Source organism: Nocardioides carbamazepini, assembly GCF_024614185.1.
GTDB lineage: Bacteria > Actinomycetota > Actinomycetes > Propionibacteriales > Nocardioidaceae > Nocardioides > Nocardioides carbamazepini.
Window position 1 is genome coordinate 916,629 of sequence record NZ_JAHTLF010000016.1, and the last position, 26,052, is coordinate 942,680.

Below are 26,052 nucleotides of genomic sequence, written 5' to 3' on the forward strand. Positions count from 1 at the left end.
ATTCGCCGCAGATGCGTGATCTCAGGGGGTGCGACCTCTCGGTTCTCGGTCGGCTGGGACACTGGTCGGGACATGAGCACGCAGCAGGCACAGCCGTCGGGCAGCCCGGGTCGCTACCAGCGGTCCGTGGTGGGCCTCGTGACCTCCCTCGTCGTCACGGTCGTCGCCATCGCCGGCCTGCTCTACTTCATGGGCGTCTTCCGCTCCGAGCTCGAGATCGAGCCCGAGGCGGTCGACTACGTCGAGACGGTGCAGTCCGCGCAACAGGCCGGCCTCACCCCGATCTACCCCGCGACCCTCCCCAAGGACTGGATCGCCACCGGCGTCGACGTCACACCGGGCGACGACCCGGTGTTCATGATCCGGATGCTGACCGACGGCGGGAAGTTCGTCGCCGTGCGGCAGGAGGACTCCTCGGTCACCGCGCTGCTGTCCCGGTGGGTCGACGAGAAGACCGAGCCCGCCGACGGCTACACGGTCCCGGCCGACGTGCCCGCACCGGTGGCGCGGGACTGGAAGGGCTACGCCGACGACGGTGGCGACTCGGCGTACGCCGCGGAGGTCGGTGACGAGACCGTCCTGGTCTTCGGCTCGGCGCCGGCCGAGGACCTGCGGGCGGTCGTCGACGTGCTGGTCACCACGCCGATCGGCTAGTCCTCGTCCTGGTCGTCCTCGCCGAGCACTGCCTCGAGCCGGGTCCGGGCGCCGTCGAGCCAGCCCTGACAGATGGTGGCCAGTGCCTCGCCGCGCTCCCAGAGCGCGAGCGACTCCTCGAGGGTCGTGCCGCCGGCCTCGAGCTGACGGACCACGTCGACCAGCTCGGCGCGGGCCTCCTCATAGGTCAGCTCGGGGGTCTGCTCGGGGGTCTCCGAGATCGGGTCGTCAGTCATGGGTCTCCTCGGTCGATGCGGCGATCGGCGCGGCGATGGTCTCGGTCGTGGTGGCGGTGACGTGGATGCGGCCGTCGGCGACGCGCACGGACATCGTCGCGTCGGCGGCGACCGCGCCGACGGAGGTGACGACGCCGCCGTCGGCATCCTGGAGGACGGCGTACCCGCGGCGCAGCGTGGCCAGCGGGGAGAGCGCGCGGACCCGCGCACGGCGGTGGTCGAGGTCGTCGGCGGCGCGGTCGAGCTGCCACTCCAGCTGGCGGCGGATCCGGGAGCGCCAGTCGTCGAGCTCGTCGAGGCGGGCATCGATCAGGCTGCCGGGATGGGCGAGCGCCGGGCGTGAGCGCAGGGCGTCGAGCTGAGCCTGCTCGCGGTCGAGGCGGTGCCGCGCGGCGCGGCGCAGCGCGTCGCGGGCGCGGTCGACCATCAGCCGCTCCTGCGCCATGTCGGGGACGATCAGCTTGGCCGCGTCGGTCGGTGTGGACGCGCGGACGTCGGCGACGAGGTCGAGCAGCGGCGAGTCGGGCTCGTGGCCGATCGCGGAGACCACCGGCGTCCGGGCGGCCGCGACGACCCGGATCAGGCCCTCGTCGGAGAACGGCAGCAGGTCCTCGACGGAGCCGCCTCCGCGGGCCACCACGATGACGTCGACCTCGGGATCCGCGTCGAGGCGGCGGACGGCCTCGATCACCTCCGTCGCCGACCGCTGCCCCTGCATCGACGCGTAGGCCGTGGTGAAGGCGGCGGCCGGCCAGCGGCGGGCGGTGTTCTCGAGGACGTCGCGCTCGGCGGCGGACTTCGGCGCGGTGACCAGCCCGATGCGGCGCGGGACGGCCGGCAGGCGGCGCTTGCGCTCCTGGGCGAAGAGTCCCTCGGCGGCCAGCAGCTGGCGGCGGCGCTCCAGGCGGGCGAGCAGCTCGCCGAGGCCGACCATCCGGATCTCGCGGGCGTTGAGCGACAGGCTGCCGCGGTTGGCGTAGTAGGAGGGCCGGGCGTGGATGACGACGCTCGCGCCCTCGGTCACCGGCGTCGGCAACCCGTCGAAGAGGACGCGGGAGCAGGTGACCGGCACGGAGATGTCGGCGACCGAGTCGCGCAGCGTGAGGAACACGGTGGCCAGGCCGGGGCGTCGGTTGATCTGGGTGACCTGGCCCTCGACCCACACCGCGCCGAGCCGGTCGATCCACCCGGCGAGCGCGTTCGCGATCGCCCGGACCGGCGCCGGCTTCTCCAGCGATGTCTCGAGGGCCACGGCCGCGAGCCTATGGCAGGGTGTCGACATGACGGCGACGGCGCTGGTGATCGGTGAGGCCGTGCTCGACGTGGTCCATGCGGACGGATCCCCGCCGGAGCGACGCCCTGGCGGCTCGGCCGTCAACGTCGCGGTCGCGCTGGCCCGGCTCGGGCGACCGGTCCGCCTCGCCACGGGGTACGCCGACGACCCGGCCGGTGCGCTGATCGCCACTCATCTGCGGGCGGCCGGCGTGCGGCTTGCCGGCGACCCGCACGTGCTGGCGTCCACGGCGCGGGCGGACGCCGTGATCGACGGGACCGGCGCGGCGTCGTACACCTTCGACATCGGGTGGCGGCTGCCGGTCGTACCGGACGGACCGGCCGCTCCACCGCACGTGGTGCATCTGACCTCGCTGGCGCCGCTGCTCGCGCCCGGCGCCGACGACGTGCTCGCCCTGGTCGAGCGGATCGCGCCGACGACCTGCGTGACCTACGACGTCAACCTGCGCCCCGCGATCACCGGGGCCCGGTCCGAGGTGGTCGAGCGGGTGCTGCGGACCGCGGCGTCGGCCACGCTCGTGAAGGCCTCCGACGAGGACCTGCTCGCGCTGTGGCCGGACCGGTCCGCGGGGGCGTCGGCGGCCGCCGTGCTCGCGTTGGATCCCGGGCCGGTCGCGGTCGTCGTCACCCACGGCGGTGACGGCGCCTCCTGGCATGCCTGCTCCGGCGTGGACTGGACGACCGGCGGCGTGCCTGCCGAGCCGGTCGACGTGGTCGACACCATCGGCGCTGGCGACACCTTCGCCGCGGCCCTCCTCGACCACCTGTGGCCGCTGCTCGGCCCCGGCGGCCGCGACCGGATCGCCGCCCTCGGATCCGAGGACTGGAGTGCCGCGCTCACCTGGGCCGCGCGCGCCGCCGCGGTGACGGCCGGCCGGGTCGGCGCGGACCCGCCCACCCGTGCCGACCTGGAGCCGGCGAGCCCCTAGGCTGGTCCGGTGCGGCTGCGGATCGACCTCGCCTACGACGGCGGTGACTTCCGGGGCTGGGCGTCCCAGCCGGGCCTGCGCACCGTCCAGGCGGAGCTGACCGCCGCCCTCACCACGGTGCTGCGGCTGCCGGAGGGCTCGTTGCGGGTGACCTGCGCGGGCCGCACCGACTCCGGCGTGCACGCGCGCGGCCAGGTCGTGCACGTCGACGTGCCCGAGGACCCGGACGCGGGCTCGGAGACGGCCGCGCGCCAGCTGACCCGGCTCGACGTGCTGGCCCGCCGGGTCAACGGCGTGCTCGACAAGACGGTGCGCGTGCACCGGATCAGCGCGGCGCCGGAGGGCTTCGACGCCAGGTTCGCGGCGCTGTGGAGGCGCTACGCGTACCGGATCGTCGACGACCCCGCGCACGCCGACCCGCTCACCCGCAACCACGTGCTCTTCTGGCCGCGCGAGCTCGACGTGGCCGCGATGGACGAGGCGGCGCGCTCGTTGGTGGGGCTCCACGACTTCGCGGCGTTCTGCAGGCACCGGGAGGGCGCGACCACGATCCGCACCCTGCTGGAGTTCGGTTGGACCCGCACCGAGGACGAGCTGATCGTCGGCCACGTGAAGGCCGACGCGTTCTGCCACTCGATGGTGCGGGCGCTGGTGGGCTGCATGATCGCCATCGGCGAGGGCCGGAAGGACCCGGCGTGGGCGGTCGAGGTCCTCACCGGCCGGCGCCGCGACCAGGGTGTGGTCGTCGTCCCCGCGCACGGGCTGACCCTCGAGGAGGTCGCCTATCCCGACGCCGCCGGGCTCGCCGCCCGCGCGGAGCAGACCGCCGCCCGCCGTACCCTCGTCGAGGACGGGGCCGAGGGATGAGCGGTCCGGCCGACGACGAGCACTACTTCTCCGCGGACCCGTCCGTGCCCTTCCAGCGGGCTCGGGTCCACGCCCAGGTCTGGGGCCTGGACCTCGACCTGGCCAGTGGATCGGGCGTCTTCGCGCGGGGTCGTCTCGACATCGGCACGTCCGTGCTGTTCCGTGAGACCGAACCACCCGCCGGCGGCCGGATCCTCGACCTCGGCTGCGGGTACGGCGTGATCGGGCTGGCCTGTGCGCTCGCCGCTCCGGCGGCCACGGTCACCGCCGTCGACGTCAACCAGCGCGCTGTCCTGCTGGCCAACGAGAACGCCGCCTCGCTCGGCGTGACCGACCGCTTCGCGGCCCGTGTCCCGGAGGACGTCGACCCCGTCGCGGCGTACGACGAGATCTGGTCCAACCCGCCGATCCGGATCGGCAAGGCGGCACTGCACGACCTGCTGCTGACCTGGCTGCCGCGGCTCGCGCCCGGCGGCCGCGCGGTCATGGTCGTCGGAAAGAACCTCGGCGCGGACTCGTTGCAGCGCTGGCTCGGCGAGCAGGGCTTCCCGACCGAGCGGATCGCCAGCGCGAAGGGGTTCCGGGTCCTCGAGACCCGGCGTTCCTGACCCATCGGCTCCTAGAGTGGGCGACATGCCGACCGAGTTCACCGTGCGCGGGTCCCACTCCGCCTTCCAGCCGCCCGAGCGCGGCACCGCGCAGGTCACCCTGGCCTTCCAGGGACCGGCGCTGCAGCCCGTCTACGACCGGGTCGCCGCCGATCTCGAGGCCGTGAGGACGTCGGTCCAGGAGCTCCACGACCCCGCGAGCGGGCCGGTCACCTGGTGGGCCACCCAGCACGTGCGGACCTGGGCCGAGCGCCCGTGGAACCAGGACGGCAAGCAGCTGCCGCTCGTGCACCACGCGAGCGTCGGGGTGCAGGTGAAGTTCCGCGACTTCGCGCGGCTCACGACCTGGGTGGGCCAGCTCGTCACCGCGGCGGAGGGGTTCCGGCTCGACGGCGTCGTCTGGGCGCTCACCGAGGCCCATCGGATCGAGCTCGAGCGCACCGTCCGCACCCGCGCCGTGCAGGATGCCGCCCGCCGTGCCCAGGAGTACGCCGCCGCGCTCGGTCTCGGCCCGGTCCGGCCGGTCGCCGTGGCCGATGCCGGCATGCTGAGCCAGGGCATCTCGCCGATGGGCGGAGGCGGTGGTGCCTTCATGCGGATGGCGGCCAAGGACGCCGCGGGCGGCGCCGAGCTGGAGCTGTCGCCCGAGGACATCGAGGTCTCCGCGGAGGTCGACGCCCGGTTCGTCGTCGACTGAGCCGGGCGCGGCGTCGCGCGGTGGGGTCAGGAGGTGACCTTGGCCTGGGCGAGCACCTCGGCGGCCGGTCCGGTCGCGGGCACCCGGCCCCACAGCATGAGCAGCAGGTCGCTCGCGGACGCGCCCAGCTCCACCGGCTCGCCCGCGGCCTCGGGCTCGAGCACGAGCGAGCGGTCGAGGTCGGTGGCGCTGAGCCGGACCGGTGCCGGCAGCGGGTCGCTGCGGCCCAGCCGCACCTGACGCGGGTAGAAGAGCGTCGCCACCTCGTCGACGCCGTCCCAGCCGAGCTCGGGGGTCGGCTGCCAGTCCCCGGTGCGGCCCTGGGAGCCGAGGGCGTCGTACAGGTGCATGGTGACCTCGTGGACCTGGCGGCGTCGCCAGAATCCCGCCTTCGTCTCCGGGCCGAACGCCCAGGCCGGGGCGTCGGGGGAGGTGCGCCGCAGGACGTCGACGAGGTGGGCGGCCGCGGCGCGGTAGCCGGCCAGGAGCGCCTCCCGCTCCGGGCCCGGCGCCGGGCTGTCGCCGTTCGGGTTGCCGTCGGTGATCGCGTGCGCGGCCCAGGCGTGCACCCAGCGGGTGTGCTCGCCGAGGTCGGCGAGGGTCCAGCCCGGGCAGGTCGGGACGGGCGCGGTGAGGTCGCCGGTCGCGAGTACCTCCGCGAAGCGGCCGGTCGTGTCCTCCAGCAGGTCGATCCACTCCATCCGGCGATTCTCGCAGGCACCACGGACGGCGAGGCGCTGGACATATGGATACGGCGTATGCATACTCCGTACTCATGTCCATCAAGCACGGTCTCCTGGCGCTGCTGGCGCCGGGCCCGAAGTACGGCTACCAGCTCAAGGCCGAGTTCGAGGCAGCGACCGGTTCGGCCTGGCCGCTGAACATCGGGCAGGTGTACTCGACCCTCCAGCGGCTGGAGAAGGGCGGCCAGATCGAGGCCGACGGGGTGCCCGACGACGACGGTCGGGTGGTCTACGCCCTCACGCCGTCCGGCCGCGCCGAGCTGGCCGACTGGTTCGGCTCGCCCATCGCGCAGGAGTCGCGCCCGCGCGACGAGCTCGCCATCAAGCTGGCGATGGCTGTCAGCACGCCGGGGGTCGAGGCCCGTGAGGTGGTGCAGGCCCAGCGCAGCCAGGCGATGAGCTCGCTGCAGTCGCTGACCCGGCTCAAGGTCACCGTCCCCGAGGAGGACCTCGCCCGGGTGATGGTCATCGACTCGCTGATCTTCGCCGTCGAGGCCGAGGTGAGCTGGCTCGACCGGTGCGAGGCCCGGCTCCGGAAGGCACGAACCACCCAGACCCCCGAGAAGGAGGCCGTCCAGTGACCGCCAACCCCGTCCTGGCCAACCCCGTCCTGGAGCTTCGCAACGCCGGCAAGGTGTACGGCGCCGGCGCGACCCTCGTGACCGCGCTGCACGGCGCGTCCCTGAGCATCGCACCCGGCGAGCTGGTCGCGGTCCGCGGCGCGTCCGGCTCCGGCAAGAGCACCCTCCTGCACCTCGCCGGCGGCCTCGACGCGCCCAGCACGGGTGACGTGCTCGTCGAGGGCCGGTCGATGTCCGGGCTGTCCCGCAAGGAGCTGGCGCGGCTGCGCCGCCGCTCGATCGGCTACGTCTTCCAGGACCTCAACCTGGTGCCGTCCCTGACCGCGGCCGAGAACATCGCCCTGCCGCGCGAGCTCGACGGCGTCCGCGCCGCCGACGCGCGGACCGAGGCGCTCGCCGCGCTGGAGGAGATCGGCCTGCGCGAGGTCGCGGACCGCTTCCCCGACGAGATGTCGGGCGGGCAGCAGCAGCGGGTGGCGATCGCCCGGGCCCTGGTCGGACCGCGCCGCCTGGTGCTCGCCGACGAGCCCACCGGCGCCCTCGACAGCGAGACCGGTGAGGGCGTGCTGCGCATGCTGCGCGCCCGTTGCAACGCCGGCGCGGCCTGCCTGCTCGTGACGCACGAGCCGCGGCACTCCGCGTGGGCCGACCGCGTGGTCTTCATCAGCGACGGCGCGATCGTCGACGAGACCACCGCCAGCGCTCCCGTCGCCGTCGACCTGGGGGCGCTGACATGAGCGTGTGGCGCCCCGCGCAGCGGATGGCCCGCCGCTCGATCCGTCGCAACCTGGCCCGGTCGGCCCTGATCGCCCTGCTGATCGGGCTCCCGGTGGCGGTGGCGACCTTCAGCGACGTGCTCTACCGCTCCAGCGACTCCCCGGCCCGCGACGCGTACCTGGCGCTCGGCAACGCCGACGCCAAGCTCGTGGTGACCGACCAGGTCACGCTCGAGGGCTTCCAGCTGTCGACCGAGTGGGAGGGCTACTACTTCGAGGACGGTGTCGAGAAGCGGGACCCGGCGAGCGTCGACGTCACCGCGCTGCTGCCCCGCGGTACCCGGCTCGAGTCGGACGACGAGGACGGGTCGGGATCGGGGGTGCTGCTGGGGGTGGGGGACGGCGCGGACCTCGAGGAGATGCCGCTCCAGTTCGCCACCATGCCGTCGCGGCTGCAGCCGAACCGGCTTCAGCTGCGCGAGGGCAGGTACCCGAAGGCGGGCGAGGTGGTCCTCACCGACTCGGCAGCCGCCGCGATGAAGGTCGGCGCGGGTGACACCGTCACCGACGACATCAGCGGCGTCCGGCTGCCGGTCAGCGGGATCGTCCGCGACGAGCAGTGCCGCGCCTGCGACTCGGTGTACGCCCAGCCCGGCCAGATGCTCGTCCCGGCCCGCGGGGCCGACGGCTCCGGCTGGGAGGCGAGCCGGCCGACGTACCTCGTCGACCTCCCGGCCGGCGTCGACGCCGGGACTCTGGCCATGTCCCTGGCCGAGCAGGGGGTGCTGCTGTACCCGCGCGACACCTACCTGCACCCCGACCGCTACCGGATCTGGGACGAGCCGGCGCTGACCGCCGACGAGCTGCGGGGTGCCGCGCTCACGACCCTGATCGTCGGCCTCGGGCTGCTCGAGGTGATCCTGCTCGCCGGCGCCGCCTTCGCGGTCGGCGCCCGCAAGCAGGTGCGCGACATGGGGCTGATCAACGCGGGGGGCGCCTCGCCGCGCCAGCTGCGCGCGGTGCTGCTGGTGCAGGGGGCCACCCTCGGCGTCATCGGTACGACGGGCGGTGTCGCGGTCGGCTTCCTGGTCGCCTGGCTGGGCTGGCCGCTGTGGGAGTGGCTCAATGGCTCGGTGCTGCCGGTCTTCCGGTTCGGGCCCGAGGTGCTGATCGCCGTGGTCGTCGGCATCCTCTCGGGTGTGCTGGCGGCGGTGGTCCCGGCGATCGGCGCGGCGCGTCAGCAGCCGCTCGACGCGCTGTCCGGCCGGTTCCGCGTCACCGGCGCGCGCTCGCGGCGAGCCGGGCTCCTCGGCGCCGCGGGCATCCTGGCCGGCGCCGTCCTGGCGCTGCTCGGCAGCGCGCAGATGGCCGACGACTTCGAGCAGTACTCCGAGGCGCTCGCCGTGGCCAAGCAGACCGGCAGCTACCTGTCGGCGCCGACCCCGACCGTGCCCATCGCGTTGGTGCTGCTGGGTGCCGTCCTCGCCATCGCCGGCCTGGTCCTCGCCATGCCGGTCGTCATCGGTCGGCTCGGCCGGCTCGGCGCCCGGCTTCCGCTCGCCGGCCGGATCGCCCTGCGGGACGCCGACCGGCACCGGCACCGCACGGGACCGGCGGCGAGCGCGATCATGCTGGCCGTGGCCGGATCGGTCGTCGCGGCCTTCGCGATCGCCGGCAGCGAGCGGGGCGATGAGGCGGCCTGGATCCCGCAGCTGCCGCCGGGCGTGATGCAGGTCTACCCGACCTATGTCGTCGGCGCGGACGGATCGACGGCCATGGACGAGGCGGCGCAGCGCGCTGCTGAGGCCCTGCCGGACGGGCGGGTGCTGGCAGCCACCGAGCTCGGTTACCCGACGTCCGCGCTGCGGCGGGAGCAGGGCAGCGCCGACGTCGAGCAACTGTGGTTCGACGGCGGCATCAGCTGCCCGGCCGACTGCGTCAGCTACGGCGCGAGCGGGTCGGCGGCGATCGCGGATCCGGCGCTGGCCCGCGCGATCCTGGGGCGCGATCTGAGCACCGAGGAGACCGCCGCGCTCACCGACGGTGAGGCGCTGGCGCTGATGTCGGGTCTGGTCGGCGGCGACGGCAGGGTCACCGCCCACCTCGAGGGTCGGGCGGAGGCCGATGCCGACGGAGTCGTCCAGGAGGACGATGTCCCGAGGCTGTCGCTGCCGGCCCGGGCGGTCGAGCCGAAGACCACCTACGCGTCGATGCCGGCCGTGCTGATGAGCGCCGAGACCGCCGAGCGCAACGGGCTGGTGGTGTCGGCGACCAACCGGTTCGTCACCTACGACGCCGACGCGACGCGGGTCCAGGTCCGCGCCGGCCTGCGGGCCGCGGGGGAGGGCCACCGGGCGGCGGGGTCGGTCGACCAGCCGTACCACTCCGACAGCGGGATCGCGCTGCTGGTGATCGGTGGCCTGGCGGGTCTGGTCACCTTGATCGGCGTCGCGATCGCCGTCGCGCTCTCGGCTGCGGAGGGTCGCCGAGAGCTGGCGACGCTGTCCGCGGTGGGCGCTGATCCCGCCGTACGCCGTCGGCTGGCCGGCGCGCAGGCACTGGTCATCTCGGGGGTCGGCGCGCTGGTCGGGGTGGTCCTCGGGACCTTCGTCTCCTACGCCCTGCGCGCGACGTTCGGGGCGCCGTCGTTCACCGTGCCGTGGGCGAATCTCGCCGGCGCGGCGCTCGGGGTGCCCGTGCTCGCGGCGCTGATCACGGCGGCCTGCACGCGCTCGCGGGTGCCGATGCTGGAGCGGCGTGCGTAATCGGCTCGCGGTCGGCGGCCTCAACCCGGACAATCGACCCTCGTGGGTCATGTGGAGGTCGCCGGCGTCCGGTACGAGCTGCCCGACGGGCGGGTGCTGCTCGACGATGTGTCGTTCCGGGTCGGTGAGGGCGCGAAGGTGGCGCTGGTCGGCGCCAACGGCGCCGGCAAGACCACGCTGTTCCGGATCATCACCGGCGACCTGATGCCGCATGCCGGAGCGGTGACACGGTCCGGCGGGCTGGGCGTGATGCGGCAGATGGTGGACCGCGGCCTGGGCGAGGAGCCTACGATCGCCGACCTCCTGCTCGCCCTCGCTCCTGAGCGGGTGCGGGTCGCGACCGCCGAGGTCGACCGTTGGGAGCTGGCCCTGATGGACACCGACGACGAGTCCACCCAGCTCGCGTATGCCCACGCCCTGGCGGAGTACGCCGACGCGGGCGGGTACGACGTCGAGGTCGTCTGGGACGTGTGCACCGTGAAGGCGCTGGGGGTGCCCTACGACCGGGCGAAGTACCGCGAGCTGCGGACCCTGTCGGGCGGCGAGCAGAAGCGGCTGGTGCTGGAGTACCTCCTCGCCGGGCCGGAGGAGGTGCTGCTGCTCGACGAGCCGGACAACTTCCTCGACGTCCCCGGCAAGATCTGGCTCGAGCAGCGGATCGCCGCCTCGGACAAGACCATCCTGTTCATCAGCCACGACCGGGAGCTGCTCGCCAACGCCGCGACCCACGTCGTGACCGTCGAGCTCGGCGCGGGCGGCGGCGGCAACAGCACGTGGACGCACCCGGGCGGCTTCGCGTCGTACCACGAGGCGCGCAAGGACCGCTTCGCCCGCTTCGCCGAGCTGCGTCGCCGCTGGGACGAGGAGCACGCCAAGCTCAAGGCGCTGGTGCTCCGGCTCAAGGTCAAGGCCGAGTACAACGACGGGATGTCCTCGCAGTACCGCGCGGCGCAGACCCGGCTGCGGAAGTTCGAGGAGGCCGGCCCGCCGACCGAGCAGCCGCGCGAGCAGCAGGTCACGATGCGCCTGTCCGGCGCCCGGACCGGCAAGCGCGCGGTCGTCTGCGAGGACGTCGAGCTCACCGGGCTGATGAAGCCGTTCGACCTCGAGGTCTGGTACGGCGACCGGCTGGCCGTGCTCGGCTCCAACGGATCCGGCAAGTCCCACTTCCTGCGGCTGCTCGCGGCGGGCGGCAGCGACCCCGACGTCGAGCACCGTCCGGTGGGCGACGTGCCGATCGCGCCCGTCGCCCACACCGGCCGCGCCCGGCTCGGTGCGCGGGTGCGCCCGGGCTGGTTCGTCCAGACCCACGAGCACCCCGAGCTGGCGGGCCGGACCCTGCTGGAGATCCTGCACCGCGGCGACGGGACGCCGGGCGGCCGCCAGGGCATGGGCCGCGAGGCGGCGAGCCGGGTGCTCGACCGCTATGAGCTGGCGGGGAGTGCCGAGCAGTCGTTCGACTCCCTCTCGGGCGGCCAGCAGGCGCGCTTCCAGATCCTGCTGCTCGAGCTCTCCGGGGCGACCCTGCTGCTCCTCGACGAGCCCACCGACAACCTCGACGTCCAGTCGGCCGAGGCGCTGGAGGAGGGGCTCGACGCGTTCGACGGGACGGTGGTCGCGGTGACCCACGACCGCTGGTTCGCCCGTGGCTTCGACCGGTTCTGCGTGTTCGGCGCCGATGGCACCGTCTACGAGTCCGACGGACCGGTGTGGGACGAGGGACGGGTCGCCCGCGGCCGATAACCTCTTGGTTCGGCGCCGTTCGGATGGGACGGTGGAGCCGTCACCCCCGCTGAGGAAGGACCACCATGGCTGACAACGGCGCGAACGACGATCTCAAGGCGAAGATGCGCGAGGCCCTCGACCGCAAGAACCACAAGGAGCAGGGCGTCCACGCCGACGGCCCGACGAAGGAGAAGGCGCACGGCTCCGAGGTGGTGGGCGGCGCTCCGAAGATGCACCGGCGCAAGGCCGGTGGCGGCGGCTCCTGACCGCCCTGGGAACTGGTCGAGGGGGAGAGGCGCCGGTCAGGCGTCCGAGCCGAGCTCGAGCTCGGTGGTGCTCTCCTTGTCGCCGCGTAGGTAGGTCACCTTCACGCTGTCGCCGGGCCGGTAGGACCGCACCGTGGCGATGAGCGCCTCGCTGTTCTCGATCTGGCGGCCGTCGATGGCGGTGATGACGTCGTCCTTCGCCAGGCCGGCGTCGGCCGCGGCCGAGCCGTTCTCGATCTCGGCGATCCGAGCGCCGCTGAGGGTGGTGTCGCTGGAGCCCGCCGTACCCGCCGCGTCCGCCACCTGGATGCCCAGCCGGGCGTGGGTCGGGGTGTCCCCGGCCCGGAGCTGGTCGATGATCGGCAGCACCTCGTCGATCGGGATCGCGAAGCCGAGGCCGATCGAGCCCGACTCGGCACCCTGGCCGGAGGACGTCGAGCGGATGGACGCGTTGATGCCGACCAGCTGGCCGTCCATGTTGACCAGCGGGCCGCCGCTGTTGCCGGGGTTGATCGCGGCGTCGGTCTGGATGGCCGGATAGGCGGTGGCGTTGCCCTGGGCGTCGCGGGCGACCTCGACCGGCCGGTCGAGCGCGCTGACGATGCCGCTGGTGACGGTCGCGTCCAGGCCGAAGGGCGACCCGATCGCGACCACCTGCTCGCCCACGTCGAGGTTGCTCGACTTGCCGATCGTGATCGGCTTCAGGTCGTCCACGCCCTCGACCTTGACGAGGGCGGTGTCGGTGAGGGGGTCGGTGCCGACCACGGTTCCTCGCACCTTCGTGCCGTTGTTGAACGACACGGTCACCTCGGCCTGGTCGGCCGGGATCTCGCCGCCGAGGGTGACCACGTGGTCGTTGGTGAGGATGAGGCCGTCGCTGTCGAGCACGACGCCCGAGCCGCTGCCCGCGCCGCCCGCGCCCCGGACGTCCAGCGCCACCACGGACGGCAGCACGGCGGACGCGACCGACTCCACACTCCCGGACGCCGCGGGCCGATTGCCGCTGTCGACGACCGGCAGCGACGTCGTACGGCCGCCGGCACTGCCGCCGTCGCCGGACGCCGCGTCGTAGAGCGCCGCGCCGCCGATCCCGGCCCCGCCCCCGACCAGCAGCGCGCCGGTGAGGACCGCCACCGCGAACCCGGCCCGCCGCGGTCGCCGCTCCGGCGCCGGCGGCCACTCGTGGGAGGAGGGCGGCGGGAACGACGGGGGAGCGGAGGGCGCCGGCTGGGCCGGGAGGATCGGGGGCGGGGCCTGGGTCATGCCTCCACTGTGCGAGTCGTCCCTGTGATCCGGCTGAGGACCGCTTGAGGACTTCCTCTGAGCCGGGCTACACCTGGCGGGACCGCTCCTCCCAGTACGGCTTGCGCAGCTCTCGCTTCAGGATCTTGCCGGTGGGGTTGCGCGGCAGGGCGGCGATGATGTCGACGGTCTTGGGTGCCTTGAAGTGCGCCAGCCGCTCGCGGGTCCACTCGATCAGCTCGACCTCGCTGGCATCCGAGCCCTGGGTGAGCGCGACGACGGCCTTGACCGACTCGCCCCACGTCGGGTCCGGTACGCCGATCACGGCGACCTCGAGCACGCCGGGGTGCTCGGAGAGGACCCGCTCGACCTCGGGGGAGTACACGTTCTCGCCGCCGGTGATGATCATGTCCTTGAGGCGGTCGGACACGAAGACGAAGCCGTCCTCGTCGACGTGGCCCATGTCGCCCGTCCGGAACCAGCCGTCGGAGGTGACCACCTCGGCCGTCGCCTCGGGCTTGTTGAGGAAGCCCTTCATCAGCTGCGGTGTCCTGAGCCAGATCTCGCCGTGCTCGCCCACCTCGACGTCGGACAGCGTCGCCGGGTCGACGATCCGGACCTCGCACTCCGGCAGCGGCTTGCCGGCGGAGACGAGACGCTCCGGGTGACCGTCGGCCTCGGCGGTGCGGTGGTCCTCGGGCATCAGGTGGGTGGCCACCCCGGCGACCTCGGTGAGCCCGTAGACCTGGATGAAGTCGGTGTCCGGCCAGGCCTCCATCGCGGCACGGAGCAGCGGGGGCGGCATCGGCGCGGCGCCGTACGTGTAGGTCTTGAGCAGGCCGAACAGCTTGACCGCGTCGGGTCCGGCCTGGAGCACCTGGGCGAGGACGGCGGGCACGAGGAAGGTGCGGTTCGCGCCCGCCATGATCGCGCCGGCGAGGGAGGCGGCATCCGGCTCGCGGGTCATCACGCTCGGGATGCCGTCGTGGATGCCGAAGAGGACGTACGACGACCCGCCGACGTGGAACAGCGGCATGGCCACCATCGACTTGTCGCCGGGCTCGAAGCCCCAGCCGTCGTGGGCGTTGATCGTGTGCCGGACCATGTTGCGGTGCGTGAGCATCACGCCCTTGGGCCGGCCGGTGGTGCCGGAGGAGTACATGACCAGGCACACGTCGTCCTCGAGCACGTCCGGCCCGTCGTCGCACGGCGTGGCCGCGGCGAGGAACCGCTCGTACTCGTCGTCCTCGCCGCCGTCGGGGGTGACCTCGATGATCGTCCGCACGTTCGGCAGCCGGTCGCGGATCGCCTCGATGGTGGGCATCAGCTCGCGTCCCACGAAGAGCACCTTGGCGCCGGAGTCGTTGACGGCGTAGTCGATCTCGTCGCCGGCCGAGCGCCAGTTGATGATCGCGTTGGCGGCGCCGATCGACCCGGCCGCGAGGCTGATCTCGACGCACGCCGGGTGGTTCTTGTCGAGGAAGGACACGACATCGCCGCGGGCGATGCCGAGGTCGCGCAGCCCGCCGGCGGCGCGGTGGACGCGGTCGTGCCACTCCTTCCACGTCCAGGTGCGCCCGAGGTAGGTCATCGCCTCGGCGTCGGGCGTCGCCTCCGCCCAGTAGTTGAGCCGGTCCTCGATGTAGGTCGGCTCGGGCGGCGTGGCCGGGGGCCACGCGCGGGCAGGTGCGGGGGGCTGGGACTCCGTCGTCGCGCTCATCTCGCAGATTGTGGCTCACATCACAAAGCGGCACAACGGACCACGCATCAACCGGTCACCTTGCGTTCACCCGGACCGACGACGATCGAGAGGTGAACCCCCTGCTCCGCGGTGTCGAGGCACCGGCGCCGCGCACGCTCGTCGATGTGCTCCGTCGTACGGCGGCCGACCACCCGGATGCGATGGCGCTCGACAGCGGCAACGACACCGTGACCTACGCGGAGTTCGCGGAGGCCGCGGAGATCGTGGCCATCGAGCTCGCCGAGCTCGGGATCGGTCCGGGGGACAAGGTCGGGGTCCGGCTGCCGTCCGGCACGACCGACCTGTACGTCGCGATCATGGGCGTCCTCTTCGCCGGCGCGGCCTATGTCCCCGTGGACGCCGACGACCCCGAGGAGCGCGCCCGGCTGGTCTTCGGCGAGGCGCGGGTCGTCGCGGTCGTCGGTGCCGGCCTGGTCATCGATTCCCGTCGCGAGGCTCCCGCCCGGGACCGGCGCGACCCGGTCGTCGGGGACGACGCCTGGGTGATCTTCACGTCCGGCTCGACGGGCACGCCCAAGGGCGTGGCGGTCACGCATCGCAACGCCGCGGCCTTCGTCGACGCCGAGGCCGGCATGTTCCTGCAGGAGGCGCCGCTCGGCCCGGCCGACCGCGTGATGGCCGGCCTCAGCGTCGCCTTCGACGCGAGCTGCGAGGAGATGTGGCTGGCCTGGCGGTACGGCGCCTGCCTGGTCCCGGCGCCGCGGGCACTCGTGCGCAGCGGGGTCGACGTCGGGCCCTGGCTGACGGCCAACGCCATCACGGTCGTCTCCACCGTCCCGACCCTGGTCAGCCTGTGGCCCGACGACGCGCTCGAGCGGGTCCGGCTGCTCATCCTCGGCGGCGAGGCCCTCCCGCCGGAAGTCGCCGCCCGCCTGGTGCGCGACGGTCGCGAGGTCTGGAACACCTACGGCCCCACCGAGGCGACGGTCGTCGCCTGCGGCGCGCTCGTCGAGGCCGAGGGCCCGGTCCGGATCGGCCTCCCGCTCGCGGGCTGGGACCTGGCCGTCGTCGACCCCGCGACCGGCGAGCCGGTCGCCGAGGGGGAGCGGGGCGAGCTGATCATCGGCGGCGTCGGACTGGCCCGCTACCTCGACCCGGCCAAGGACGCCGAGAAGTACGCCCCCATGCCCACGCTCGGCTGGGACCGCGCCTATCGCAGCGGCGACATCGTCGTGAACGACCCGGCCGGCCTGCTCTTCACCGGCCGCGCCGACGACCAGGTCAAGGTCGGCGGCCGGCGGATCGAGCTCGGCGAGATCGACTCGGCCCTGCTGGCCCTGCCCGGCGTCACCGGGGCCGCTGCCGCCGTACGCCGCACCAGCACCGGCAACCAGCTGCTGGTCGGCTACGTCGCCACCACCGCGACGTACGACGGTGCCGCCGCCACCGCGCACCTGCGGGCCACGATGCCGGCCGCGCTGGTGCCGCGCCTGGCCGTCGTCGACGACATCCCGACCCGCATCTCCGGCAAGGTGGACCGCGACGCGCTGCCGTGGCCGCTGGCTGCCGCGGATCCGGCCGACGCGGGCCTGCACGGCACCGCCGCGCGGATCGCGGAGGTCTGGCAGAAGGTCATCGGCGCCGTCCCCGACGGTCCCGGATCGGACTTCTTCGACCTGGGCGGCGGCAGCCTGACCGCCGCGCAGGTGGTCACCCTGCTCCGCGCCGATCACGCCGACCTGACGGTCGCCGACCTCTACGAGAACCCGACGGTCGACGGGCTGGCGGGCTTCCTCGACTCCCTCGAGCCGTCCGCGCTGGCCGAGCAGAGCCGCAAGGTGAAGCCGATCCCGCGCAAGACGCAGGTCGGCCAGGTGCTCGCCGTCCCCCTGCTCCGGGCCCTCGCCGCGCCCCGCTGGATCGCCGCCACCCTCACGGCCGCGCGGATCCTGCACGACCTGCTCGACGTCCCCTGGCTGCCGGCCCCGCCGTGGTGGCTGCTGGTGCTGCTGCTCGTCGTCTTCGTCAGCCCGCCGGGCCGGATGCTCGTGGCCGCCAAGCTGGCCCGGGCGGTGCTCGCGGGCGTGCGGCCCGGTGCCTATCCGCGCGGCGGCAAGGTGCACCTGCGGATCTGGATGGCCGAGCGGATCGCCGACGAGCTCGGCGCGACCCGGCTCGCCGGTGCGCCGTACATCACCTGGTACGCCCGCCTCCTCGGTGCGAAGGTGGCCCGCGGCGCCGACCTCCACTCGCTGCCACCCGTCACCGGTCACCTGACGGTCGGCAAGGGGGCCTCGGTCGAGCCCGAGGTCGACCTCACCGGCTATTGGATCGACGGCGACACGCTCCACGTCGGCGGGATCCGGATCGGGCGTCGCGCCCGGGTCGGCACCCGCTCGATGCTCTGTCCCGGCGCGATCGTCGGCGACGACGCGGAGGTCGCACCCGGCTCGGCCGTCTTCGGCGAGGTCCCGGTCGGCGAGTTCTGGTCCGGCGCACCGGCCGTCCGGATGAGCGCCGTGGCCCGTGGTCCGTGGGCCGAGCGCCCGCCGGCGTCGCGTGGCTCGCTGCGGACCTGGGCGACGGCGTACGCCGCCGTGGCGGGCGCCCTGTCCTGCCTTCCCGCGATCGCCGTGCTGGTCGTGGCGGTCCCCGTCCTGCTGCTCGCCGACGTCGGCGGCACCACCGGCGCGGGCGACGCGGCGGCGGCCCTGGCGCCCTGGCTGGTGCCGGGTGTCGTGGCCGGGTTCGTGGTCCTGGCCGCCCTGATCCTCGGTGTCGTCCGGCTGCTCGCGCTGGGCGTCCGGGCCGGCGCCCATCCGCTGCAGAGCCGACCCGCCCTGTGCGTGTGGTCGACGATCCGGGTGCTCGACGAGGCCCGGACCTGGCTGTTCCCGCTCTACAGCTCCCAGCTCACCCCGGTCTGGCTGCGGCTGCTCGGCGCCCGGATCGGCAAGGACGTGGAAGCCTCCACCGCCCTGATGATCCCGTCGCTGGTGAGCGTCAGCGACCAGGCGTTCCTCGCCGACGACACCCTGATCGGTGGCTACGAGCTCGGCGGCGGCTGGCTGCGTGCCGAGCGGGTGAAGGTCGGCAAGCGCGCCTTCGTCGGCAACTCCGCCATGGCCGCGCCGGGACGCAAGGTGCCCAAGAGGTCGCTCGTCGCGGTGCTCTCGGCAGCGCCGGCCCGCGGCACCGTCAAGGCCGGCGAGTCCTGGCTCGGCAGTCCGCCGGCCCCGTTGCGCCGGGCCGCCCAGGGCTCGGTCGACGAGCGCACCTACGCCCCGCCGACCCGGCTCAAGGTCGCCCGCGCCTGCTGGGAGGTCGCCCGTCTGCTCCCGGTCACGCTCGCCGTGTCCCTGCACCTCGCCGTCATCCTCGGCATCCTCGCCGTCGGGGACCGGTACGGCGCGCCGGCCGGCGCGCTCGTCGTACCGCTCCTGCTGTGGGTTGCCGGCCTCGTCGCCGGTGTGGTCGCGATCCTCGCGAAGTGGCTGCTGGTCGGCCGGGTCCGGGCGGGCTCGCACCCGCTATGGAGCTCGTTCGTGTGGCGCAACGAGCTCGCCGACACCTTCGTCGAGGTCGTCGCGACCCCGTGGTTCGCGGGCCTGGCGACCGGGTCGCCGCTCATCACGGTCTGGTTCCGCGCGATGGGAGCCCGCGTGGGTCGCGGCGTGTGGTGCGAGTCGTACTGGCTGCCCGAGCCCGACCTCGTCGAGCTCGGCGACGGCGCCACCGTCAACCAGGGCAGCGTGGTGCAGACCCACCTCTTCCACGACCGGCTGCTCGTCACCGACACGGTCCGGCTGCACCGCGGCGCCACCGTCGGCCCCAACTCGGTGGTGCTGCCCGCCGCGTCGTTGGGCAAGCACGCTACGGTCGGGCCGGTGTCGTTGGTGATGAGGGGTGAGTCCGTGCCGGACAAGACGCGCTGGATCGGCAACCCCATCGGTCCGTGGGCCGACTGAGGGTCCTGCCCGTGCCCCTGCTGCCCACCGCCGACCCGTACCTGCCCGGCCACGGTGACCCGACGTACGCCGTCCGGCACTACGACCTCGACCTCGGCTACGTCCCCGACGGCAACCGCCTCGACGGCACCGCGGTCCTCGACATCGTCGTCCGTGAGCAGACGGCTCGGCTGGTCCTCGACCTCGCCCACCTGCGGGCCACCAAGCTGCGCCTCGACTCCGGGCGACCCGCGCCCCGGGTCAAGAAGTGGTCGGCGCGGGACCATCGGCTCGTGCTCCAGCTCGACCGGCCGGTCGCCGCCGGCACCGAGCTGCGGCTGACGGTCGCGTACGGCGGCTCGCCCCGGCCCGTCATCGACAGGTACCACGGCGACGCCGGCTGGGAGGAGCTGGAGGACGGCGTCATCGTCGCCGCCCAGCCGCACGGCGCGCCCACCTGGTTCCCCTGCAACGACCGCCCCGACGACAAGGCCACCTATCGGATCACCGTGTCCGCGCCCGCCGGCTATGTGGTCGTCGCCAACGGAGCCCTCGTCGCCCGCCAGCGGCGTGCCGGCGGTGAGAGCTGGACGTGGGCGATGGACCGGCCGATGGCGACCTACCTCGCCACCGTCCAGATCGGCCGCTACGCCACCACCGAGCACGACCCGCGCACCCGGACCATCGCGCCGCCCGACGCCGACCTGGCCGGCTCCTTCGACCAGCAGCCCGCGATGCTGGAGTTCTTCGAGCGCGTCTTCGGCCCGTACCCCTTCGACGCCTACGCCGCCGTCGTCACCGACGACGACCTCGAGATCCCGCTCGAGAGCCAGAGCCTGTCGACCTTCGGCCGCAACTTCTGCTCACCGGACTGGGAGCAGGTGCGGCTGATCGCCCACGAGCTCGCCCACCAGTGGTACGGCAACGCCGTCACCCTGCGCCGCTGGCAGGACATCTGGCTCCACGAGGGCTTCGCCTGCTATGCCGAGTGGCTGTGGTCCGAGGAGAGCGGCGGTCCGCGCAGCTGCGACGCCTGGGCCCGCCACCATCATGAGCGCCTCGCCGGCCTGGACCAGGACCTGCTCCTGGCCGACCCCGGCCCGGAGCTGATGTTCGACGACCGCGTCTACAAGCGTGGCGCCCTCACCCTCCACGCCCTGCGGGTCGCCGTCGGCGACGACGCCTTCTTCGCCGTCCTGAGCGACTGGGTGGCCACCCGTGCGGGGGAGTCGGTCACCACCGACGACTTCCTCGGCTTCGCCTCCGAGCGCACCGGCGCCGACGTCGGAGTGCTGCTCCGGCCGTGGCTGTACGACGCCGCGCTGCCAGGCTTTCCACAGCCCTGAGGCCCTGGTTCGCGACCGCCGAGCCGGTTGCGTCGACTGGTCGGGTCGGCGACGATCTCGGGAGACGCCGAAACCGGAAGGAGCAGCGATGACCGTGGCGATGGAATCGATCCGCCGAGGCGACGAGATGCAGCGCTTCCCGATGACGTGGGAGGAGTACCTCGCCGCGGACGTGGTCCCGAGTGAGTACTACGGAGGAGCACTCGTCGTGGCCGCACAACCTTCCCAGCGTCATCAGGACGTCGAGTTCCGCCTGCAGCTGATCCTCGTGCGACATCTCGCACCCGGCACCAAGGTCACCCGCGGTTGGGGCTGGATCCCGACCGGGGTGCGCGAGGAGCTCGGCCCCGACCTGATGGTCCACGACGTGACGGAGGAGCAGCGCGCTCTGTCCGGCATTCCGCACCTGGTCGTGGAGGTCGTCTCGTCCAACCGCGGCAACGACTATGTCGCGAAGGCGCAGCGCTACGCCGCGTGGGGTGCCCCGTCGTACTGGATCGTCGACCCGCGCGACCACGTGGTGGTGACCATGGAGCTGGTCGACGGGCTCTACGTCGAGACTGGCCGCTTCACCTCCGGGCAGGCCACCCTGCGCTACGGCGAGGTCGAGGTCTCCCTCGACATCGACGAGCTGCTCGCCTGAACCGGCCCGGCCGGAGAAGCGAAACGACCCCGGTCACCAGGTGACCGGGGTCGAGACAGGCGGGTGGGCTCAGGCCCAGCGCTCCTCGGCGGGAACGAAGGTCAGGCCGCGGTCGCCGGTGTAGATCTGCTTCGGGCGAGCGATCTTCTGCTCCTTGTCGCCGGTCAGCTCCAGCCACTGCGCCAGCCAGCCGGGGGTGCGGCCGATGGCGAACAGGACCGTGAACATCTCCGGCGGGAACTCGAGCGCCTCGTAGATGAGACCCGAGTAGAAGTCGACGTTGGGGTAGAGGCGGCGCTTGACGAAGTACTCGTCCTCGAGCGCGATCCGCTCCAGCTCCTGCGCGACCTCGAGCAGCGGGTTCACGCCGGTCACCTCGAAGACGTCGTCGCACGCCTTCTTGATGATCGTGGCGCGCGGGTCGTAGTTCTTGTAGACCCGGTGGCCGAAGCCCATCAGCCGCTCTTCGCCGTTCTTCACGCCCTCGATGAAGGCGGGGATGTTCTCCTTGGTGCCGATCCGGCGCAGCATCCGCAGCACGGCCTCGTTGGCGCCGCCGTGGAGCGGGCCGAAGAGCGCGCCGATGCCGGCGGCGACCGCCGAGTACGGGTCGACCTGCGAGGAGCCCACGGAGCGGACCGCGTTGGTCGAGCAGTTCTGCTCGTGGTCGGCGTGCAGGATGAACAGCACGTCGAGCGCCTTCGCGATGCGGGGATCGGCGGCGTACTTCGACTCGCTCATCTTGAAGAGCATCGAGAGGAAGTTCTCGGCGTACGACAGCTCGTTGTCCGGGTAGACGTACGGCTTGCCCTGCGCGTGCCGGAAGGCCCAGGCGCCGAGCGTCGGCATCTTGGCGATCATCCGGACGATCTGGATGTGGCGGTTCTCCGGGTCGTCGATGCGGCTCGACTCCGGGTAGAACGTCGACAGGGCCCCCACCGACGCCATCAGCATCCCCATCGGGTGCGCGTCGTACCGGAAGCCCTGCATGAAGCCCTTGACGTTCTCGTGCACGAAGGTGTGGAACGTGATGTCATGCACCCACTGCTCGTACTGCTCCTTGGTGGGCAGCTCGCCGTGGATGAGGAGGTAGGCGACCTCGAGGAAGTTCGACTTCTCCGCGAGCTGCTCGATGGGATAGCCGCGATACTCGAGGATGCCCTTGTCGCCGTCGATGTAGGTGATGGCACTGCGGCAGGAGGCGGTGTTGACGAATCCGGGGTCATAGGTGGCCAGGCCGGGCTCGTCGTCGTTGAGCTTGATCTGCCCGAGCTCAGCGGCCTTGATGGTGCCGTCGACGATCGGGATCTCGTACTCCGCGCCGGTGCGGTTGTCGCGTACGGTGAGAGAGTCAGTCACCCCGCCAACCTAGTCGGCCAGGTCACAGAGCCGGTAGCCGGTGTCCCGAAGCGTGACCCCGGGCCGGTGGCCGGCGCCGGGTGAGCAGCCATCCGGCGAGCAGTGCGAGCGGGAACATCACGACGCCGTACACCGCCGCGGGGACCGCCAGCGTGTCGTTGTCGAGCACGCTGAGCGCGATCGCGATCGCGAGGGTGCTGTTGTGGATCCCGACCTCGAACGCCGAGGCGAGTGCCTGCCGCTGCTCGATCCCCAGCAGGCGGGGGAGCAGGTAGCCCACGGTCAGGCTCAGCGCGCAGAACAGCGTCGTGGCGATGCCGACGTCGGCGATGTAGTCGGCGATGTTCTCGCGCTCGCCGACCAGCGCTCCGACGATGACCAGGGCGAGGACGACGGCGGACGCGATCCGCACCGGTCGGTCGGCGCGGGCGGCGAAGCCGGGCGAGGAGTGTCGCACGAGCATGCCCAGTGCCACCGGCACCAGCACGATCGCGAAGACCTGGGCGGTCTTGCCGAGCTGCAGCCCGATGTCCTCGGCCCCGGGCGGGTCGAACCAGCCGACGGCGAGATTGACGACCAGCGGCAGGCTGACGACGGCGATCAGCGAGTTCACCGCGGTCAGCGTGATGTTGAGGGCGACATCCCCGCGGAAGAGATGGCTGAACAGGTTGGCGGTCGTGCCGCCCGGCGAGGCCGCCAGCAGCATCATCCCGACGGCGAGGATCGGGGCGAGGTCGAGCGCGAGGACCAGGCCGAAGCAGAGGGCGGGCAGCACGACGAGCTGGGCGGCCAGGGCGACCCCGACCGGCAGCGGCGTGCGGCCGATGCGGCGGAAGTCGTCGGTCGTCAGCGCCAGGCCGAGGCCGAACATGATGATCGCCAGCGCGGCCGGCAGGCCGACCGACACGAGTCCTGAGTCCATGGGCCGGCTCCTCCGCATTTTGACCGTGGTAGGGGGCGCCCGTAGTGTTGCAGGTCGCGTCTTCTGCCGCTTCGCGCCACGACCCCGGTCGAGGCGCGGGGCAGACCCGGATCGCCTATGGATCGTCGAGAGACGAGCGTGTGTGGGCCGGGCTGAGTTCGTCAGGAGTACGTCGCCCGAGCGGTCCGCCGCGCAGGGCAACCCGGGCGGCGACCGTCGTACGGGCAACGAACTAGCAAGGAAGGGTACGCATCATGCGCACCTACGCTCCGAAGCCCGGCGACGTCGAGCGCGCCTGGCTCGTGATCGACGCGACCGACGTCGTCCTCGGTCGGCTGGCTGTCACCACCGCCAACCTGCTGCGCGGCAAGCACAAGCCGATCTTCGCGCCCAACGCCGACACCGGTGACTTCGTCATCATCGTCAACGCCGACAAGGTCGCCCTGTCCGGCAACAAGCGTGCCGACAAGCTGGTCTACCGCCACTCCGGCTTCCCGGGTGGTCTCACCGCGACCCCGATCGGTGACGTCATCGACAAGGACGCCCGCAAGGCCGTCGAGAAGGCCGTGTGGGGCATGCTGCCGAAGAACCGCCTCGGCCGGCAGATGATCAAGAAGCTGAAGGTCTACAACGGCCCGGCTCACCCGCACCAGGCCCAGCAGGCCGTCCCCTACGAGATCTCCCAGATCTCCCAGTGACTTCTCGACTGATCTGAACGGACTGAGGACAACGATCGTGACTGAGAACAACACCGCCAACCCGGGTGAGGTCGAGGAGACCTTCGAGACCGACGAGCAGGGTGTCGCCTATACCAGCGAGACCTCCCCGTCGGCCGCCATCGACGACCGCCCCGTGACCGTCGCCCCCGGCGCCGCCACCGGTCGCCGCAAGGAGGCCGTCGCTCGCGTGCGGATCGTCCCCGGCACCGGCAACTGGACCATCAACGGCCGGACCATCGACGACTACTTCCCCAACAAGCTGCACCAGCAGGTCGTCAACGAGCCGTTCGCGGCTCTCGGCCTCGAGGGCCGCTTCGACGTCATCGCCCGCATCCACGGCGGTGGCATCACCGGCCAGGCCGGTGCGCTGCGCCTCGGCGTGGCCCGCTCGCTCAACGGCATCGACCTCGACGCCTACCGCCCGACCCTGAAGAAGGCCGGTCTGCTGACCCGCGACGCCCGGGCGACCGAGCGTAAGAAGGCCGGTCTCAAGAAGGCCCGTAAGGCCCCGCAGTACAGCAAGCGCTGATCCTGCGCCGCGTGCCGGGCGCCTCGCGGCGTTGCCGCCGCTCGACGACCGCTCCGCTCAAAGGTCGCCTTCGCGGCGGCGCCTTGCGAGGCACTCCGGCACACGACGCAGGCACCACGGGGCCACCGACCGCGAGCGCGGTGGGTGGCCCCGTCGGGCGTTTTTCGGCAGGACAGAGGAGTACGGTGTGACGCGCATCTTCGGGACCGATGGGGTCCGGGGCCTCGCCAACGACAAGCTGACCGCCGAGCTGGCGGTCGACCTCGGCAGCGCCGCGGCCCGGGTGCTCGTCGAGCACGGCGGCTACAGCCGCCCGCGCCCGCTGGCCGTCGTCGGCCGGGACACCCGGATCTCCGGGCAGTTCCTGGAGCACGCCGTCGTGGCCGGGCTCGCGTCCGCCGGGGTCGACGTGCTGCGCCTGCGGGTGCTCCCGACGCCCGGTGTCGCCTACTTCACCGACGCGCTCGGCGCCGACGTCGGCGTCGTCATCAGCGCCTCGCACAACCCGATGCCCGACAACGGCATCAAGTTCCTCGCCCGCGGCGGCGTGAAGCTCGATGACTCCCTCGAGCGGGAGATCGAGGCGCTGCTCGGCCAGGACTGGGATCGGCCGACGGGTGCCGCGGTCGGTCGGGTGACGCCGTACGGCCCCACCGTCAAGGAGTACGTCGACCACCTGGTCCGCACCCTCGACGCGCCCGCCGGCAAGCCTCTCGCCGGGCTGAAGCTCGTCCTCGACTGCGCTCATGGCGCAGCCAGTGAGGTCGGTCCCCGCGCGCTCAGTGCCGCCGGTGCCGAGGTGATCACCATCGGCGCCTCGCCCGACGGGCTCAACATCAACGAGGGCTGCGGGTCCACCCACCTCGACCCGCTGCGGGCGGCGGTCGTCCAGCACGGTGCCGACGCCGGGTTCGCGGTCGACGGCGACGCCGACCGCTGCCTGGCCGTCGACCACACCGGCGAGGTCGTGGACGGCGACCAGATCATGGCGATCCTCGCCCTCGCCCTCCGTGAGGCCGGCGGGCTGGTCGGCAACACGCTCGTCGCCACGGTGATGAGCAACCTCGGGCTGCTCCAGGCGATGAACGCCTCCGGGGTCGAGGTCGTGCAGACCGCCGTCGGCGACCGCTACGTCCTCGACGAGATGCGCCGCGGCGGCTACAGCCTGGGCGGAGAGCAGTCCGGTCACGTCATCATGCGCGAGCACGCCACCACCGGCGACGGCATCCTCACCGCCCTCCACGTCGCGCGCCGGATGGCCACCGCCGGCCGGTCGCTGCGCGAGCTCGCCGGCGTGATGACCCGGCTCCCGCAGGTCCTCGTCAACGTCGGCGGCGTCGACCGCACCCGCACCGACGACCCGGCCCTCCTCGAGGCCGTCGCCGGGGCCGAGGCCGAGCTCGGCAGCACCGGGCGGGTGCTGCTGCGTCCCTCCGGCACCGAGCCGCTCGTCCGCGTCATGGTCGAGGCGCCCACCGCCGAGCAGGCCGAGGGGGTCGCGCGGCGGCTCGCGGACGTCGTGCGGGAGCGGCTGGCGCTGTAGCTGCGTGAGCCACCCTCCGG

General features: G+C 72.9%; 23 protein-coding genes. 16 read left to right on the forward strand and 7 right to left on the reverse strand.

Annotation, left to right across the window (positions count from 1 at the left end):
- Nucleotides 1-72: 72 nt before the first annotated feature.
- On the forward strand, nucleotides 73-654 hold the full coding sequence (locus tag KVF89_RS17000) for a DUF4245 family protein (protein WP_257427270.1): 582 nt from the start codon (nucleotides 73-75) through the stop codon (nucleotides 652-654).
- Here the strand turns inward: KVF89_RS17000 and KVF89_RS17005 are convergent.
- Both KVF89_RS17005 and xseA read right to left on the reverse strand, forming a co-directional pair.
- Nucleotides 651-890, reverse strand: a complete 240-nt coding sequence (locus KVF89_RS17005) for an exodeoxyribonuclease VII small subunit (protein ID WP_257427271.1) — start codon at nucleotides 888-890, stop codon at nucleotides 651-653. The genes KVF89_RS17000 and KVF89_RS17005 overlap by 4 nt on opposite strands.
- Nucleotides 883-2,142: an exodeoxyribonuclease VII large subunit gene (gene xseA / locus KVF89_RS17010; protein WP_257427272.1), complete on the reverse strand. Its 1,260-nt coding sequence runs from the start codon at nucleotides 2,140-2,142 to the stop codon at nucleotides 883-885. Before xseA ends, KVF89_RS17005 begins: the two co-directional genes overlap by 8 nt.
- 28 nt (nucleotides 2,143-2,170) lie before the next feature.
- Between xseA and KVF89_RS17015 the strand changes: the two genes are divergently transcribed.
- From KVF89_RS17015 to KVF89_RS17030, 4 genes are read left to right on the forward strand one after another with little or no spacing between them, the layout of a single operon-like run.
- Nucleotides 2,171-3,112: a PfkB family carbohydrate kinase gene (locus KVF89_RS17015; RefSeq protein ID WP_257427273.1), complete on the forward strand. Its 942-nt coding sequence runs from the start codon at nucleotides 2,171-2,173 to the stop codon at nucleotides 3,110-3,112.
- Between the two features lie 9 nt (nucleotides 3,113-3,121).
- A complete protein-coding gene (truA, locus tag KVF89_RS17020) occupies nucleotides 3,122-3,979 on the forward strand; it encodes a tRNA pseudouridine(38-40) synthase TruA (RefSeq protein ID WP_257427274.1) in 858 nt (285 codons plus the stop codon).
- Complete coding sequence (locus tag KVF89_RS17025; protein WP_257427275.1) at nucleotides 3,976-4,587, forward strand: class I SAM-dependent methyltransferase; 612 nt, start codon at nucleotides 3,976-3,978, stop codon at nucleotides 4,585-4,587. Before truA ends, KVF89_RS17025 begins: the two co-directional genes overlap by 4 nt.
- Before the next feature lie 25 nt (nucleotides 4,588-4,612).
- Nucleotides 4,613-5,284, forward strand: coding sequence for an SIMPL domain-containing protein (locus KVF89_RS17030; RefSeq protein WP_257427276.1), 672 nt, complete (start codon nucleotides 4,613-4,615; stop codon nucleotides 5,282-5,284).
- Between the two features lie 26 nt (nucleotides 5,285-5,310).
- Here KVF89_RS17030 and KVF89_RS17035 read toward each other — a convergent pair whose 3' ends face one another.
- The gene (locus KVF89_RS17035) at nucleotides 5,311-5,985 is read right to left on the reverse strand and encodes a maleylpyruvate isomerase family mycothiol-dependent enzyme (protein ID WP_257427277.1); all 675 of its coding nucleotides are present in this window, start codon (nucleotides 5,983-5,985) and stop codon (nucleotides 5,311-5,313) included.
- Between the two features lie 74 nt (nucleotides 5,986-6,059).
- Between KVF89_RS17035 and KVF89_RS17040 the strand changes: the two genes are divergently transcribed.
- The 5 genes from KVF89_RS17040 (at nucleotide 6,060) to KVF89_RS17060 (ending at nucleotide 12,080) form a co-directional block, all read left to right on the forward strand.
- Nucleotides 6,060-6,608: a PadR family transcriptional regulator gene (locus KVF89_RS17040; protein ID WP_257427278.1), complete on the forward strand. Its 549-nt coding sequence runs from the start codon at nucleotides 6,060-6,062 to the stop codon at nucleotides 6,606-6,608.
- On the forward strand, nucleotides 6,605-7,345 hold the full coding sequence (locus tag KVF89_RS17045; RefSeq protein ID WP_257427279.1) for an ABC transporter ATP-binding protein: 741 nt from the start codon (nucleotides 6,605-6,607) through the stop codon (nucleotides 7,343-7,345). Before KVF89_RS17040 ends, KVF89_RS17045 begins: the two co-directional genes overlap by 4 nt.
- The gene (locus tag KVF89_RS17050) at nucleotides 7,342-10,089 is read left to right on the forward strand and encodes an FtsX-like permease family protein (RefSeq protein WP_257427280.1); all 2,748 of its coding nucleotides are present in this window, start codon (nucleotides 7,342-7,344) and stop codon (nucleotides 10,087-10,089) included. The genes KVF89_RS17045 and KVF89_RS17050 overlap by 4 nt, the downstream gene beginning before the upstream one ends.
- 42 nt (nucleotides 10,090-10,131) lie before the next feature.
- Nucleotides 10,132-11,832, forward strand: a complete 1,701-nt coding sequence (locus tag KVF89_RS17055; RefSeq protein WP_257427281.1) for an ABC-F family ATP-binding cassette domain-containing protein — start codon at nucleotides 10,132-10,134, stop codon at nucleotides 11,830-11,832.
- Nucleotides 11,833-11,897: 65 nt separating this feature from the next.
- The gene (locus tag KVF89_RS17060; protein WP_257427282.1) at nucleotides 11,898-12,080 is read left to right on the forward strand and encodes a DUF5302 domain-containing protein; all 183 of its coding nucleotides are present in this window, start codon (nucleotides 11,898-11,900) and stop codon (nucleotides 12,078-12,080) included.
- 36 nt (nucleotides 12,081-12,116) lie between these two features.
- Here the strand turns inward: KVF89_RS17060 and KVF89_RS17065 are convergent, their stop codons facing one another.
- Nucleotides 12,117-13,343: a S1C family serine protease gene (locus tag KVF89_RS17065; protein ID WP_257427283.1), complete on the reverse strand. Its 1,227-nt coding sequence runs from the start codon at nucleotides 13,341-13,343 to the stop codon at nucleotides 12,117-12,119.
- Between the two features lie 67 nt (nucleotides 13,344-13,410).
- Nucleotides 13,411-15,042, reverse strand: a complete 1,632-nt coding sequence (locus tag KVF89_RS17070; RefSeq protein WP_257427284.1) for a long-chain-fatty-acid--CoA ligase — start codon at nucleotides 15,040-15,042, stop codon at nucleotides 13,411-13,413.
- 92 nt (nucleotides 15,043-15,134) lie between these two features.
- Here KVF89_RS17070 and KVF89_RS17075 point away from each other — a divergent pair, with 92 nt between their 5' ends.
- The 3 genes from KVF89_RS17075 to KVF89_RS17085 all read left to right on the forward strand — a co-directional run bounded on the left by KVF89_RS17075 (nucleotide 15,135) and on the right by KVF89_RS17085 (nucleotide 20,960).
- Nucleotides 15,135-18,992 carry a Pls/PosA family non-ribosomal peptide synthetase gene (locus KVF89_RS17075; protein ID WP_257427285.1) on the forward strand — a complete coding sequence of 1,286 codons (3,858 nt, stop codon included), beginning with the start codon at nucleotides 15,135-15,137 and terminating at the stop codon, nucleotides 18,990-18,992.
- Between the two features lie 11 nt (nucleotides 18,993-19,003).
- Nucleotides 19,004-20,317, forward strand: a complete 1,314-nt coding sequence (locus KVF89_RS17080) for a M1 family metallopeptidase (protein ID WP_257427286.1) — start codon at nucleotides 19,004-19,006, stop codon at nucleotides 20,315-20,317.
- 88 nt (nucleotides 20,318-20,405) lie between these two features.
- Nucleotides 20,406-20,960, forward strand: a complete 555-nt coding sequence (locus KVF89_RS17085; protein WP_257427287.1) for a Uma2 family endonuclease — start codon at nucleotides 20,406-20,408, stop codon at nucleotides 20,958-20,960.
- A 69-nt stretch (nucleotides 20,961-21,029) separates the two neighbouring features.
- Here the strand turns inward: KVF89_RS17085 and KVF89_RS17090 are convergent, their stop codons facing one another.
- Together KVF89_RS17090 and KVF89_RS17095 are read right to left on the reverse strand one after the other, a co-directional pair.
- Nucleotides 21,030-22,319, reverse strand: coding sequence for a citrate synthase (locus KVF89_RS17090; protein ID WP_257427288.1), 1,290 nt, complete (start codon nucleotides 22,317-22,319; stop codon nucleotides 21,030-21,032).
- 22 nt (nucleotides 22,320-22,341) lie between these two features.
- Nucleotides 22,342-23,241 (reverse strand): bile acid:sodium symporter family protein, encoded by a 900-nt coding sequence (locus KVF89_RS17095; RefSeq protein ID WP_257427289.1) that lies wholly within the window; start codon nucleotides 23,239-23,241, stop codon nucleotides 22,342-22,344.
- A gap of 254 nt (nucleotides 23,242-23,495) precedes the next feature.
- Here KVF89_RS17095 and rplM point away from each other — a divergent pair, with 254 nt between their 5' ends.
- From rplM to glmM, 3 genes are all read left to right on the forward strand, one after another.
- A complete protein-coding gene (gene rplM / locus KVF89_RS17100; RefSeq protein WP_257427290.1) occupies nucleotides 23,496-23,939 on the forward strand; it encodes a 50S ribosomal protein L13 in 444 nt (147 codons plus the stop codon).
- A gap of 37 nt (nucleotides 23,940-23,976) precedes the next feature.
- Nucleotides 23,977-24,489 carry a 30S ribosomal protein S9 gene (gene rpsI, locus KVF89_RS17105; RefSeq protein ID WP_257427291.1) on the forward strand — a complete coding sequence of 171 codons (513 nt, stop codon included), beginning with the start codon at nucleotides 23,977-23,979 and terminating at the stop codon, nucleotides 24,487-24,489.
- Nucleotides 24,490-24,676: 187 nt separating this feature from the next.
- Nucleotides 24,677-26,032: a phosphoglucosamine mutase gene (gene glmM, locus KVF89_RS17110; RefSeq protein WP_257427292.1), complete on the forward strand. Its 1,356-nt coding sequence runs from the start codon at nucleotides 24,677-24,679 to the stop codon at nucleotides 26,030-26,032.
- Nucleotides 26,033-26,052: the final 20 nt, after the last annotated feature.